Consider the following 12,914-nt stretch of genomic DNA (forward strand, 5'->3'; position numbering starts at 1 on the left):
TCCCTATTCGTTGAACACTTCTATGCTCAGAGGCAGGTTTCATAGTCAGGGTAGACGCGAACATGCAAGCAGGCCCGGCGGGACGGCAAAAAGGCGCAGCAGCCATCGAATTTGTCGCTGTATTCATGGTGTTTTTTGCAGTGTTCTATGGGCTGGTCAGCTATGCGCTACCGATGCTCATGCTGCAATCGTTCAATCAGGCCAGCAGCGAGGCGGTACGCCGCTGTGTAGCCCTCGACCCCACCAGTGCCTCGTATGCCAGTGATGTGCAAAACGTTGCCCGTCAGGCCATCGACCAGCAACTGGCGTGGATGCCGGCGGCGCTGGGTTTTCGCTCGGCCACCGATGCCCAGGTCAGCCTGGCGGCGAACAAGCTGCTGACGGTGACCATCGACTATCCCCGTGAGCGCCTGACCGCGTTGGTGCCGGTGCTGCGCTTGCCCTTGATCGGCGAGGTGCCGCGCCTGCCGGCGCGGCTCAAGGCCGAAGCGAGCCTGCAATTATGAGCGGCCTGTTCGATCGTTGGCGCACGGCGGCCGAGCCGGCCGCAGACTATCACCCAGCGATGCCGATCGGCTTGCAGGTCTGGCTGGACGATCAAGCGCGGGTATTGCGCCTGGCCGGCCCGCTGCGCAGCGTGCTCGCTTTGCCCGCGCCGGGCGCTGGGCGACTGCACGATTACCTGCAGCGGCGCAGCTGGCTGGTGATCGAAGGGGCGCCGGCCGATTGGCAAGGGCAGCCACTGGACCTGGATTTTCATGGCGTGCTTGGCCAGCCATTGCACACCCGCGGCTGGCTGCTGCGCCAGAGCGAGGGCTGGATGCTGCAGCTGTTCGATATCGGTGACCTGCTGCACGAACACGCCAGCACGCAGCAGCAACAGGTCGAGCAGCAGCTTGCAGCCGACATCAGCCGTGCCCTGCGCGACTGCAGTGAAGCGCATCTGCAGCAAACCGTCAGCGAACAACTGCAGCGCCTGGCCGAGTACTGGCAAGCGGCCTCGCTGCAGTTGTTACTCTGCGACGATCAACAGTGGCGCAGCTACGCCCGCAGTGACGCAACCTGGCCCTGGCCTGACCCCAGCCGTTTGCAGCCGTGGTTGGCGCAGTTGCCCGCGCAGGGCTTGCTCGATGGCCCTGCGTCTGCCGAGTTGCAGGCGCTGTGTGCCGACCCCGGCCTATGCCTGCTGCCTTATCGGCAAGGGCCGCAGGTGCAAGCCTGGCTGCTGTGCGCCGGTGTCGCCATGCCGCTGCACGGCGAGCCAGCACAGGCCCTGATGCAGGCGCTGCTGCAACCGCTGCTAGGCCACCTGCACCACGCGCGCAGTGTGCATCAGGCGCGGCATCTGCAGCAGCTGCAGCAGCAGTTGGGCGCGGGTTGGTGGGAGTGGTCGCTGCATGGCCCGCTGCAGCTCGATCCAGGCCTTGCCGCCAGCCTTGAGCTGCCTGCGCAAGTGAGCCTGGAACAATGGTTGGCGCGGCTGCATCCGGCCGACCGCGAACCGGTGCAGTTGGCGCTTGAGCAAGCCTGGGCGGGCCGCGAGCTGAGTGTGAGCCTGCGCCTTCCGGGCACTGACGCACCGCGGTGGTTGCATTGGGCAGGGCAATTGCAGGGCCGCCAGTTGCGCGGCTTCATCCTCGACGTCAGTGCGCTCAAGGCCCAGGAGCTGCAAACCAGCGCCGCGCGGGCCCGGCTGGAAAACCTGATCGCCAGCTCGCCGGCAGTGATCTATGTGCAGCGCTGCAGCGACGGCGCGCTGCACAGTGAATTCTTCAGCGCCAGCTTGCAGCCCATGCTTGGCTGGGCGGCCGACAGCGAGCAGGCGCGCCAGCCTGGCCTGGCCGTGCACCCGGATGATCATGCGCTGTGGTTGCAACGCACCCGCGACCTGCTGCGCGAGGGCCAGGCCCGCTGCCGCGTGCGCCTGCGCGACAGCCGCGGCGGTTATCACTGGATTCTTGATGAAGCGCGCTTGCTGCGTGATGACCTCGGCCAGCCGCTGGAAGTGGTCGGCCTGTGGCTGGATGTCAGCGAGGCCACCGAAGCGGCTGAGCGCGTGCGCCAGAGCGAAGAGCGCTATCGGGTGCTGGTAGAAGACTCGCCTGCGATGATCTGCCGCTACCGGCCTGACCTGAGCCTGATGTTCGGCAACCGGCCACTGGCCGACTACCTGCAATGCACGCCGGAGCAACTGGCAGGGATGGATCTGGGGCAGTGGTTGTCGCCGGCGCAGCGCGCAGCGTTTGTCGAGCGGCTGCGGCAGCTGACCCCGGAGCAGCCGCTGAGCAGCAGCGAAATCTGTCTGCAGCTGCCCGGCCGCGAGCACGCCTGGTGGATCTGGGCCGACCGCGGCCTGTTCGACGAGCACGGCCAATTGCTGGAAATCCAGGCCGTCGGACGCGACAACACCGAAGTGCGGCGCAGCCAGCAGCAACTGCTGCAAGGGGCCAAGATGGCGACCTTGGGTGAACTGGCGACCGGCCTGCTGCACGAGATCAATCAGCCGCTCAATGTCATCCGGATGGCTACCGTCAACACCATCAAGCGAGTGGAAAACGGCCTGGCCGAGGCCGACTATCTGTTGGAGAAGCTGCGCCGAATCGAGGCGCAGACCGATCGCGTGGCGCGGCTGGTTGACCATATGCGCGTGTTCGGCCGGCGCTCGGAGGTAGAGCGCGAGTGGTTCCCGGCCTGGGCCGCAGTGACGGCTGCGGTGGCGTTGCTCGAAGAAGGCCTGCGCGGCAAAGGCGTGAGCGTGCAGGTCAGCGTGCCAGATGAGCAGCCGCAAGTGCTTGGCCATCAAGATCAGCTCGAACAGGTGTTGATCAACCTGCTGGTCAACGCCCGCGATGCATTGCTCGGGCTGGGGCGGCGCGACGCGGCGATCAGCCTGCACCAGAGCCTTGAGCCGGGCAGCGTGGTGCTGTGGGTGCAGGATAATGGCGGCGGCATCGATCCCCAGCTGCATGAGCGCATCTTTGAGCCGTTCTTCACCACCAAGCCTGCCGGCGTCGGTACCGGCCTTGGCCTGTCGGTCAGTCATGGCATCGTCAGCGCCATGGGCGGCAGCCTGCAGGTGAGCAACCAGGGCGACGGTGCCTGTTTCTGTATTCGCCTGCCATGTCACAGCATCAGCTGAGCGCGGCCCCCGGCGCAGGTCAGGTTGGCACCTACGGCCGCGTTGTTGAGGTCGATCCCGAGTACCTTCAGCAGGGCGTTGACCAACGGATCAAGGAGGGGGCTGAGCAGGCTTTTGATCACCGGCTCCAGCAGCAGCTTGACGCCGTCGAGCAGGCCGGCGGTCAGCACCAGAATGTCCCCCAGGCCGCTGTTGCTGGTGGGCTTGTAGGCCTCCAGATGAATCCCCATCAGGGTGTCGCTGAGGCTGGCGACCACCAGGGTGTCCGCCAACGGCAGATACGCCGGCGGCAGGCCGATGTTCGGCGGTTCGCTGCTGGCTTTGAACAACAACGGCAGGTCCAGCGGGCCGCTGCCGAGGATTTTGCTGTTGACCCGCACACCGATGCCGCCACCGGCATACGGCACCCGGGTGCCGCACGAGGGCGGCAGGATCAGCAGGCGGCTGCAATAGTTGGTACCGATGTCGATCAGCGGCAGCGCCTTGACTGCTGTGGTGCCTTGGGTGAAGAAGGTCTCAGGGGTATCGAATTTGCCGACCGCGATTTTTATCGCTGATTTGCGCGACGCTGTTTTCAGGCTCTTGGGTGAGCAACTGAACGCATCCGCCGCAGTGGGCGTGAGCATCGCGCTGGCCTCGGCCACATCCAGGCCGATGTCGATGTGCAGCTTGTCTTCGAGCAGTTTGATGTCGCTGACCTTGCACGGTATCCCGAGCGCGCAGCCTACCGATTGCAGCGTGCCGGACAGATTGAGGCTGAGCAGATTGTTGAGGATATTGGTCAACGGCGCCGCCAGGTCGAGCACTGCATTGAGCAGCCCGGCGATGCCACCCAGCAGGGGCAGGTCAAGGGAGATCAGTGCCCGGATCTGTGCAGTGTGGACAGCCAGTTGATCCTTGCTCGGGTCGCCGATTGCCGAGATCTGCTGCGGCTCGATCACCTTGATGCGCACGCGGCCGTTGAGCAGCCCCAGCACGCTGAGCGGCAGATCGGCGGTTATCGCGCTGTCCCTGGCGGCCAGCTGGATCACCCCCTGCACCAGTTGCAGCAACTGGACGTTCGCATCCAGGCCGGCTTGGGCGGTGCCGTTCTGAATGTTCAGCAGTTCGCCCAGATTGAGCAGGGTACCGTTGGCGCTGCCGGCCGCCAGATTGCCCAGATTGGTCACTACATCCGCTGCAGCGCCGCCTTGCTGCAAGACCTTGGCGGCGGCGTTGAGTAACTGGCTCAGGGTGGCGTCGGCGTTGAGCAGTTGCTGATAGTCGCCGGCATTGAGCTTGAGGTCGATGGCCAACTGATCGAGGTATTTGAGCAGGTTGATGTCTGTGTCGGCGATACCCTGCCAGCCGACGAGGCTGAGTTGCGTACTACTCCCAAGCGCACTCAACAGGCCATTGAGCAATTCCGACTGGCGCGAATCGAGATTTACCAGGGTCGTGCGAATGCGCAGCATGGCCTGGGCGGGGAGGGGCTTGGCCGCTACGGCGCTGGCGCGCAAGGTCGAGGTGGCTGGCAGCTGGCCGTTGCGCACCAGCGCGAACACGCCGCCGGCAATGCTGGTAGTGACCGTATGGCTGACATCAACCTTGATCACCTCGGCACGGGCATTGTTGCTGGTAAAGGCGCGCACGCTGTTGGCGCCGGTCTGCAGGTAGCCACAAAGCGCCTGCAGCGGATCCTCCGGCAAGTGGCCGTTGCGGGTCGCTGCAGCGCGGGCAATGGCGCTGGCTTGTGGGCCGCTGCCCGTGCACACGGCGGATTGGCCGGCGGCTTCCAGCGCCGCCATGTCGGCAATCCGCTGCAACTTGCGTTGCTCAAGATAGAGCCTGCCGCTGTCGACTACCAACAATAGAAACAGCAACGCCAGGCCGAGCGTCATCGCCGCCATCAGGCCGATTGCGCCGCGTTGGCGCAGGGCAGAACGCGTACCCACAGGCACTCCTTTGCCGACCTTCAGCCATGCAGCGTGGCGGCGGTGTCAGGAGTGTAGTCAAGGTGATGGCGAGTTGCCTTGATGGCAGCGCGTGATGCGCCACAGGCGAACCTGTGGCGCTCAGGGCTATTTGGCGCGGCCTGGTGGATACTGGCTGAGGACCTGGTCGACGGTCTTCTGAATCGCTTGGTTACGCTCTTGCGGGCTTGGCGGGTAGCGGTTCATGATCTGCTCGGCGCTGCCGCGCCAGACCAGCTTGTCATCGCGGCCGTCGAACATGTCGACCTGAATGGTCGCGACCTTGTAGTCGACATTGCGCGTTTCGTTGTACATCGGCCCGCCCCAATAGCCACCCCAGTAACCGCCCCAGCCGCCGCCATAGTTGGTGGTGATCTGCTGCTGGCGCTGCTCGACGATCAGGTAGGCGCGCAGCTTGAGGTCTGCGCGAGCGTTACCCTGGGCCAGGCGCAAGCCGCGTTGATCGAGCTGCTGCTCGACCGCCTGGCGAATCCGCTGTTCAGTAAGGTCGCTCTTGATCCGTGGATCGTCCGGACGGTATTGCAAGGCCGGCTCCTGCCAGGCCCAGGTGCGATAGCCGGCAAAATCGCGACTGGCGTCGAAATCCTGCTGGACGTTATTGCTCGAACAGGCGCCTAGCAGCAACGCCAGGGACAACACAACGAGACTGCGCAGCATGGTGGTTTCTCCGTTAAGCGTTAACTGGGAGGATAGCCGTTGAGTGCCTTGTGCACGGATTCGCGCAGGGCGCTCTCGCGGTCGCGTGGCGAGTCGTTGTCGGCGCCGCTTTCGGCGCTGGCGCTCCACACTGGCTGACCGTCACGGGCATCGAAAAAGGCGATGTGCACCACCATCACCTCAACCTGGTACGTGCGCACGATCGGCACGCTGCCGTAGGCGCCGTAGCCGTTGCGGTAGCCGCCATAACCGATGCCACCATACGGTGCGCCACCGTAGTAAGGATCGTAGTCGTAATCCCGGACCTGGCGCAGGCGTCGCTCCAGGCGAAGGTCAGCGCTGACCAACAGATCCGCCTGGCCATTGTGCGCCGGACGCAGCCCGTGTTGATCGAGCGCGCCGCTGACGGCATCGGCCAGTTGCGCGGGGTCGGCGTTGGCTGTGCCGCTGGGCAACTGACCATTGCGCCAGCCCCAGCTGCGGTAGCGGCCGTAGTCGCGTGGCGCGCTTGGGTAGGCGCTGCGATCAAAGGTGGTCGCGGCACTGGCCGGGGCGGGCGGGATCGGCTTGCCGCTGGCCACATACGGGTTGCTGCCCTGGCACGCTGCCAGGGCGAAGGGAAGCAGGGCCAGGCAGACGAGACGGTTGAGCATGGTTCCTCCTGGCGCGGTGCAGTCAGAGCGGGCGGCAGACCCAATGCAGGTAGCGGCCCAGGCCGGCGAAGCTTGGGTGGCGGCGGTGAGCCAGCTCCATCTCGAGCAGGTCGAGCAGCTCGGCCTTGTCCTGGAAGTCTTTGGGCATGTAGTCGTGGAACACACGGACGCCGCTTTCAGTTTCGACCGCCCACAGGCCTTCAAGTTGCGCTCGCAGTTCGCGCGGATCAAGTGGCTTCTGCGGGGTCAGGCTTTGCTTCTCGCCGGCCAGGTGATTGCTGCGCAGCTTGCGGAAATGGCCCTTGAGCAGGTTGCGGTAAACCAGTGCATCGCGGTTGTAGAATGCCAGCGACAGCCAGCCACCCGGCGCCGTCAGTTGATGCAGCACCGGCAGAATGGTCTCGGGTTCGGCCAACCACTCGAGCACGGCATGGCACAGCACCAGGTCATAAGGCTCGGTTAACTGGCCCAGCAGATCTTGCCAGGGGGCCTGGATGAAAGTCGCGGTCTGCCCGGCTTCGGCAAAGCGGGCCCTGGCGCCATCGAGCATCGGTGCCGCCGGCTCGGCGAGGGTCACTTGATGCCCGCGCTCGGCCAGCCACAGCGCCATGTGGCCAAGGCCGGCGCCGATGTCGAGAATACGCAGCGGGCGATCGGGCAAGGCTTCGGCGAGGTCGGCTTGTAGCACAGCCAAGCGGATGGCACCTTTGGCACCGCCGTAGATTTTTTCTGCGAAGCGCGTGGCCAGGTGATCGAAATGACGGTCGTTCATCGAGCGAAGCGCCTTTCGCTGTCGGCCAGCTTGGCCCGCACCACCTGCTCCATGTCCAGGCCTAGCTCGCTGCACAGCAACAGCAGATAGAGGACCACGTCGCCGACCTCTTGGCCGGCATGGGCGAGTTGCTCGGGGGCCAGCTGGCGCGACTGGTCTTCGGTCAGCCACTGGAAGATTTCGACCAGCTCGGCCATTTCCACGCTGGCGGCCATGGCCAGGTTTTTCGGACTGTGAAAGCCGCGCCAGTCGTTGTTGTCGCGGATCTGGTGCAGACGTGTGGTCAGTTCTTGCAAGTTCATCGGGGCTCTCCTAATGGCGCATAGCTTCCGGCCAGCCCCGACGTAAAGCAAGTTTGCCGATCAGTTCGGCGCAATCGGCTGCCAGCGGCCCAGCATGTGCAGCAGGTCAGCGTGGCCATCCAGGCGCAGCTCGCCTTGCGCGCCGGCAGCACTGGCGCTGAGCACTACCTCCGACGGCAAGCGCACCGGCTTGAGAAAATCCACTTCGAACACATAGCCGGCCGCCGGCAGGTGCCCGGACAGCGCAGCCATGGCCATGGCCTTGCTCCACATGCCATGGGCGATCGCCTTGGGGAAGCCGAACAGCTTGGCGGTTGGCGCACTCAGGTGGATCGGGTTGTAGTCGCCACAGACCTTGGCGTAGCGCCGGCCGATATCGCTGTCGGCGTACCAGCGGGTGACCTCGGCCAGCTCCCTGGCGGGCTCGGCCTCGACCGGCTCACTGGCCGCTGCTTCAAGCTTGAGGCCGCGCACCAGCATGCGGCTGGTTTCGCGCCAGAGCAGGCCGAGGCCGTCTTCGGCTTCGGTGATCAATTCGAAGGTGCCGCCCTTGGGGTGAGGCTGCAGGTTGTCGGCATAGACCGCGAAGTGCAGCCCGTCGATGCCGCCGAGCGGGCGCTGTACCTGAATGCTGTTGTGCAGGTGAACCAGCCCCAGCAGCGGGAAGGGGAAGTCTGCCGCAGTCAGCAGTTGCAGTTGCAGGGTAAAGGCCATTACATGCGGATAGGTGGCCGGCAAACGGCCGTTGTCGGTGAAGTGACACAGCCGGCGATAGGCCGTGAGATTGTCAGGCTGCACCCGCAACCGGCAGCGCAAGCCGCTGGTGGGTAACTGGTCGCCGCTGATCTTGCGTTTGCTCAAGGCCCGTAAGTACAGGCTGGCGCTGGAATCGGGGCTGTGCAGGTCTTGCCATTGGCGCGTCATGCTCATGCTCCCATCAAGGCCTGGCCACATACCCGCAGGGCCTGGCCGGTGACTGCGCCGGAACCGGGCTGACTGAGCCAGGCAACCGCTTCGGCAACGTCTTCCGGGCGCCCGCCCTGGCCCAGCGAACTCAGGCGCCGGCCAGCCTCGCGCAGGCCCATCGGCATCGATGCGGTCATGTGCGTTTCAATAAACCCGGGTGCTACGGCATTGATGCTGGCGCCCCGGCTGGCCAGGATAGGTGCCCAGGCCTGGGCCAGGCCGATCAAGCCGGCCTTGCTGGCGGCGTAGTTGGACTGGCCGCGGTTGCCGGCGATGCCGCTGACCGAGGCGAGCAGGATGATCCGTGCGTTGTCGCCGAGCGCGCCGGCGTCCAGCAGCGCCTGGGTCAGCACCTGCGGGGCCTTGAGGTTGACTGCCATGACTGCGTCCCAGTAATCCGGGGTCATGTTGGCCAGGGTCTTGTCGCGGGTGATGCCAGCGTTGTGCACGACGATGTCGATACCTTCGGGCAAGCCTGCCAGCAGTTGCTCGGCGGCATCACTGGCACAGATATCCAGCGCCAGTGCGCGGCCACCCAGGCGTGCCGCGAGTGCTTCGAGGTCCTGGCGGGCCTGCGGCACGTCGAGCAGGATCACCTCGGCGCCATCTCGAGCGAGGGTTTGCGCAATGGCCGCGCCGATCCCACGGGCAGCGCCGGTGACCAAGGCGCGGCGCCCGGCCAGCGGGCGGGTCCAGTCCTGTACCTGGCTGGCGCAGCCTTGCAGGCGCAACACCTGGCCAGAAATAAAGGCGCTCTTGGGAGACAGAAAGAAGCGCAATGCGCCTTCCAGCTGCTCGTCGGCCTCTTCGCTGACATACAGCAACTGCGCGGTGGCGCCGTTGCGCAGCTCTTTGCCCAGCGAGCGGCTGAAGCCTTCCAGCGCGCGTTGGGCGACGCTGGCCAGCGGATCGCTGAGGCTCTCCGGAGCGCGCCCTAGGATGACGACATGGGCACTTGGCGCCAGGCTGCGCAGCAGCGGCTGGAAAAACTCGCGCAACTGGCAGAGCTGATCGCTGTCGGACAAATGGCTGGCGTCGAACACCACAGCCTTGAGCTTGGGCCCCAGGCCCGCTACCCAAGGCTGCGCTTGCAGCCCATCGCCGGCAAAGCTGTAGAGTTCGTCGGTGAGCCGAGCGGCAATGGTTTCGACCCGATTGGCCAGCGGCCCGCCGCCCAACACCAGCGCGCCCTCGACCGGGCGCAGGCGGCCAGCGCTCCAACGCTCCAGCGGTGCTGGTTGCGGCAGGCCGAGGGCGTCGACCAGGCGACGGCCCAGGTTGGAGTTGGCGAAGCCGAGGTAGCGGTCAGTCATTGCGGGTCTCCCGTAAGGCAAGCATGCAAGTGTGGACCAAGTTTATGTAACGGTCGTTCGACCGGGTTAAAAACACCTAGTCTGTACGGATCAAATTGTTTCAGGAGGAATAACCGCATGCGTTCATCTCGCCGGGTCGCAATTCTGGGCAGCAATCGAATCCCGTTCGCCCGCTCCAATGGCGCCTACGCCAAGGCCAGCAACCAGGCGATGCTAACCGCTGCCCTCGAAGGCCTGCTTGAGCGCTACCGTCTGCACGGGCTGCGCCTGGGTGAAGTAGTCGCCGGGGCGGTGCTCAAGCATTCACGCGACATGAACCTGACCCGCGAATGTGTGCTCGGCTCACGCTTGTCGGCGCAAACTCCGGCCTACGATATTCAGCAGGCCTGTGGTACCGGCCTTGAGGCTGCTTTGTTGGTGGCCAACAAGATTGCCCTTGGGCAGATCGACAGTGGCATTGCCGGTGGCGTCGACACCACCTCGGATGCGCCGATCGCGGTCAGTGAAGGCTTGCGGCGAATTCTCCTGCAGGCCGGGCGTGGCAAAAATCTGGCCGAGCGCCTGAAACCGTTTCTGCAATTGCGCCCGGCCGACCTCAAACCGGCCTTGCCGAGCATTGGCGAGCCGCGTACTGGGTTGTCGATGGGTGAGCATTGCGAGCGCATGGCGCAGACCTGGCAGATCAGCCGCGAGGCCCAGGACGAATTGGCTCTGCACAGCCACCAGAAGCTGGCTGCAGCTTACGCCGAGGGCTGGCACGATGACTTGCTCACGCCCTACCTGGGCTTGAGCCGCGACAACAATCTGCGTCCGGAGCTGAACCTGGACCAGTTGGCCAAATTGAAGCCTGCGTTCGATCGCAGCGGCCTCGGCACGCTCACTGCCGGCAACTCGACGCCGTTGACCGACGGCGCCTCGCTGGTGCTGCTGGGCAGCGAGCAATGGGCAGCCGAGCAAGGCCTGTCGGTGCTGGCCTATGTGGTCGATGGCGAGAGCGCGGCGGTGGACTTCGTCAAAGGTCAGGAAGGCCTGCTGATGGCGCCGGTGTATGCGGTGCCGCGTCTACTGGCGCGCAATGGCCTGAGCTTGCAGGACTTTGACTACTACGAAATCCACGAGGCGTTTGCCGCCCAGGTGCTGTGCACGCTCAAAGCCTGGGAAGATGACGAGTATTGCCGCACGCGGCTGGGGCTGGATGCAGCGCTGGGGCCAATCGACCGCAGCAAGTTGAACGTCAAAGGCAGTTCGCTGGCAGCGGGGCATCCGTTTGCCGCGACCGGTGGTCGGGTGCTGGCGAACATGGCCAAGCTTCTGGCAACGGCCGGCAAGGGCCGCGGTTTGATTTCGATCTGCGCGGCGGGCGGGCAGGGCGTGACCATGATCGTCGAGCGTTGAGCCTGGGCTGGCTGCTCGGGCAAACCTGTTAGGCTTGTCTGATCAGAACAACTAGATCGACGCCATGCCGAGCAACGGACAACTGACTGCCCCGCGCCCCATCCCTACGCTGGAGCGCCTGCCACGCCCCGTCTATGCCCGCGCCGAGAGCCTCGGCGCCGGCTCATGGACCACTCGCCATCGGCATGACTGGGTGCAGTTTTCCTACGCCATCAGTGGAGTCTTGAGCGTCTATACCAGCGACGGCAGCTACTTCGCCCCGCCGCAGTGGGGCGTGTGGATCCCGGCTGACCTCGAGCACGATGTCGCCACCTCGATGCAAGCCGAAATGCGCAGCCTGTATGTGCGCCGCGATGCCTGCCCGTGGGCCAGCGAGCAATGCCGGGTACTTGAGGTCACGCCCCTGGCGCGCGAGCTGATCAAGCAGTTCTGCCTGCTGCCTGCGCATTATCCAGAGGAAGATAGCGCAGAGGCGCGCTTGGTTGCGGTGCTGCTCGATCAGTTACGCGGGCTGCCGGAAGTCGGCTTCAGTTTGCCGCTGCCGCGGCATCCGGGTCTGCTGCGCTTGTGCAACCAGTTGATTGCCGCGCCGGATCAGGCGCAGACCCTGCAAGACTGGGCGCTGCAGTTGGGCTGTTCGGAGAAGACCGTGATGCGCCTGTTGCAGCGCGAGACCGGCCTGAGCTTTCGGGTATGGCGTCAGCGCATGCGGCTGCTGTCATCCCTGGCGTTGCTGGAAGCCGGAGAGAGTGTCACCGAAGCGGCGCTGGGCTGTGGCTATGACTCAACCTCAGCTTACATCGCCGCGTTCAAGCAGATGTTCGGCGTGACCCCAGGCGAGCTGCGCCTGCTCTGACGGCGGTTGGCCAAGAGCAGGCGCGGGCCGGCTGATCAGGTACGGAAGCGGCGGACCAGGCTGTCCAGCTCGTTCGACAGGCCGGCCAGGCTCTCCGAGTCCTGCCGCGCGGCCTGGGCCAGTTCTGCCACCAACTGCGCATCACCGTGGATCTGGCTGATGTGCCGGTTGATGTCTTCCGCGACCTGATGCTGCTCTTCGGCGGCGGTGGCGATCTGCGTGTTCATGTCGCGGATCACGTCGACCGACTCACGGATCTGGCCAAAGCTGTCGCGGGCCAGGCCAATCCGGCTGACCGACTGCTGCGAGACATCCAGGCTGGCGTGCATCTGCTGGGCAACTTCAGCGGTGCGACTGGCGAGGTTGCCGAGCAGGCCGTCGATTTCGGCGGTGGAGTCGGCCGTGCGCTTGGCCAGCGCGCGGACTTCGTCGGCTACCACAGCAAAGCCGCGGCCTTGCTCGCCGGCCCGGGCGGCTTCGATGGCGGCGTTGAGGGCGAGCAGGTTGGTCTGCTCGGCAATCGAGCGGATGGTGCCCAGAATCGACTGGATCGCGTTGCTGTCACGCTCCAGTTGCTGGATCGACTGGGCTGATTGCTCGATCTCCTGGCTCAGGCGATCAACGCTCTGCACCGCGGCGTCGATCTGCTGTTGACCTTCGCGCGCCTGCTGCTGGCCGCTGTCGGCCGACTGCGCTGCCTGGCTGCAGGAACGGGCGACTTCGTTGGCGGTGGCGACCATTTCGTGGAAGGCGGTAGACACCATGTCCACTGCTTCGCGCTGACGCCCGGCCGCTTCGGCCATGTCGTTGGAGACGCGCGTCGAGCTGCTGGAGGTGCTGAGAATCTTGCCAGCGGCAGCGCCGATATGCTGGATCAGGCTACGAATC

Annotated in this window: 12 protein-coding genes; 4 read left to right on the forward strand and 8 right to left on the reverse strand. The window is 65.1% G+C overall.

The window, feature by feature from the left end; genetic code table 11:
* Window positions 1-62 precede the first annotated feature (62 nt).
* Both FW789_RS16360 and FW789_RS16365 read left to right on the forward strand, forming a co-directional pair.
* On the forward strand, window positions 63-506 hold the full coding sequence (locus FW789_RS16360) for a TadE/TadG family type IV pilus assembly protein (RefSeq protein WP_103435925.1): 444 nt from the start codon (window positions 63-65) through the stop codon (window positions 504-506).
* Complete coding sequence (locus FW789_RS16365; RefSeq protein ID WP_446431758.1) at window positions 503-3,139, forward strand: ATP-binding protein; 2,637 nt, start codon at window positions 503-505, stop codon at window positions 3,137-3,139. The genes FW789_RS16360 and FW789_RS16365 overlap by 4 nt, the downstream gene beginning before the upstream one ends.
* Here FW789_RS16365 and FW789_RS16370 read toward each other — a convergent pair.
* The 7 genes from FW789_RS16370 to FW789_RS16400 all read right to left on the reverse strand — a co-directional run bounded on the left by FW789_RS16370 (window position 3,124) and on the right by FW789_RS16400 (window position 9,775).
* Complete coding sequence (locus tag FW789_RS16370) at window positions 3,124-5,073, reverse strand: pilus assembly protein TadG-related protein (RefSeq protein ID WP_446431759.1); 1,950 nt, start codon at window positions 5,071-5,073, stop codon at window positions 3,124-3,126. The genes FW789_RS16365 and FW789_RS16370 overlap by 16 nt on opposite strands.
* Window positions 5,074-5,199: 126 nt before the next feature.
* Window positions 5,200-5,769 carry a DUF4136 domain-containing protein gene (locus FW789_RS16375; protein WP_103435927.1) on the reverse strand — a complete coding sequence of 190 codons (570 nt, stop codon included), beginning with the start codon at window positions 5,767-5,769 and terminating at the stop codon, window positions 5,200-5,202.
* A gap of 20 nt (window positions 5,770-5,789) precedes the next feature.
* Window positions 5,790-6,422: a DUF4136 domain-containing protein gene (locus FW789_RS16380; RefSeq protein WP_150571464.1), complete on the reverse strand. Its 633-nt coding sequence runs from the start codon at window positions 6,420-6,422 to the stop codon at window positions 5,790-5,792.
* Between the two features lie 22 nt (window positions 6,423-6,444).
* Window positions 6,445-7,194: a methyltransferase domain-containing protein gene (locus FW789_RS16385; protein WP_150571465.1), complete on the reverse strand. Its 750-nt coding sequence runs from the start codon at window positions 7,192-7,194 to the stop codon at window positions 6,445-6,447.
* Window positions 7,191-7,496 (reverse strand): MazG-like family protein, encoded by a 306-nt coding sequence (locus tag FW789_RS16390; protein ID WP_103435930.1) that lies wholly within the window; start codon window positions 7,494-7,496, stop codon window positions 7,191-7,193. Before FW789_RS16390 ends, FW789_RS16385 begins: the two co-directional genes overlap by 4 nt.
* Before the next feature lie 60 nt (window positions 7,497-7,556).
* Window positions 7,557-8,420, reverse strand: coding sequence for a MaoC family dehydratase (locus FW789_RS16395; protein WP_446431760.1), 864 nt, complete (start codon window positions 8,418-8,420; stop codon window positions 7,557-7,559).
* A gap of 2 nt (window positions 8,421-8,422) precedes the next feature.
* Complete coding sequence (locus FW789_RS16400; RefSeq protein ID WP_186700560.1) at window positions 8,423-9,775, reverse strand: 3-oxoacyl-ACP reductase; 1,353 nt, start codon at window positions 9,773-9,775, stop codon at window positions 8,423-8,425.
* A gap of 117 nt (window positions 9,776-9,892) precedes the next feature.
* Between FW789_RS16400 and FW789_RS16405 the strand changes: the two genes are divergently transcribed.
* The gene (locus FW789_RS16405; protein ID WP_446431761.1) at window positions 9,893-11,170 is read left to right on the forward strand and encodes an acetyl-CoA C-acetyltransferase; all 1,278 of its coding nucleotides are present in this window, start codon (window positions 9,893-9,895) and stop codon (window positions 11,168-11,170) included.
* 64 nt (window positions 11,171-11,234) lie between these two features.
* Window positions 11,235-12,026: an AraC family transcriptional regulator gene (locus FW789_RS16410; RefSeq protein WP_181107361.1), complete on the forward strand. Its 792-nt coding sequence runs from the start codon at window positions 11,235-11,237 to the stop codon at window positions 12,024-12,026.
* Window positions 12,027-12,061: 35 nt separating this feature from the next.
* Here the strand turns inward: FW789_RS16410 and FW789_RS16415 are convergent, their stop codons facing one another.
* Window positions 12,062-12,829, reverse strand: coding sequence for a methyl-accepting chemotaxis protein (locus tag FW789_RS16415; protein ID WP_371411600.1), 768 nt, complete (start codon window positions 12,827-12,829; stop codon window positions 12,062-12,064).
* Window positions 12,830-12,914 lie beyond the last annotated feature (85 nt).

This window comes from Pseudomonas sp. 1121_17 (genome assembly GCF_052850745.1).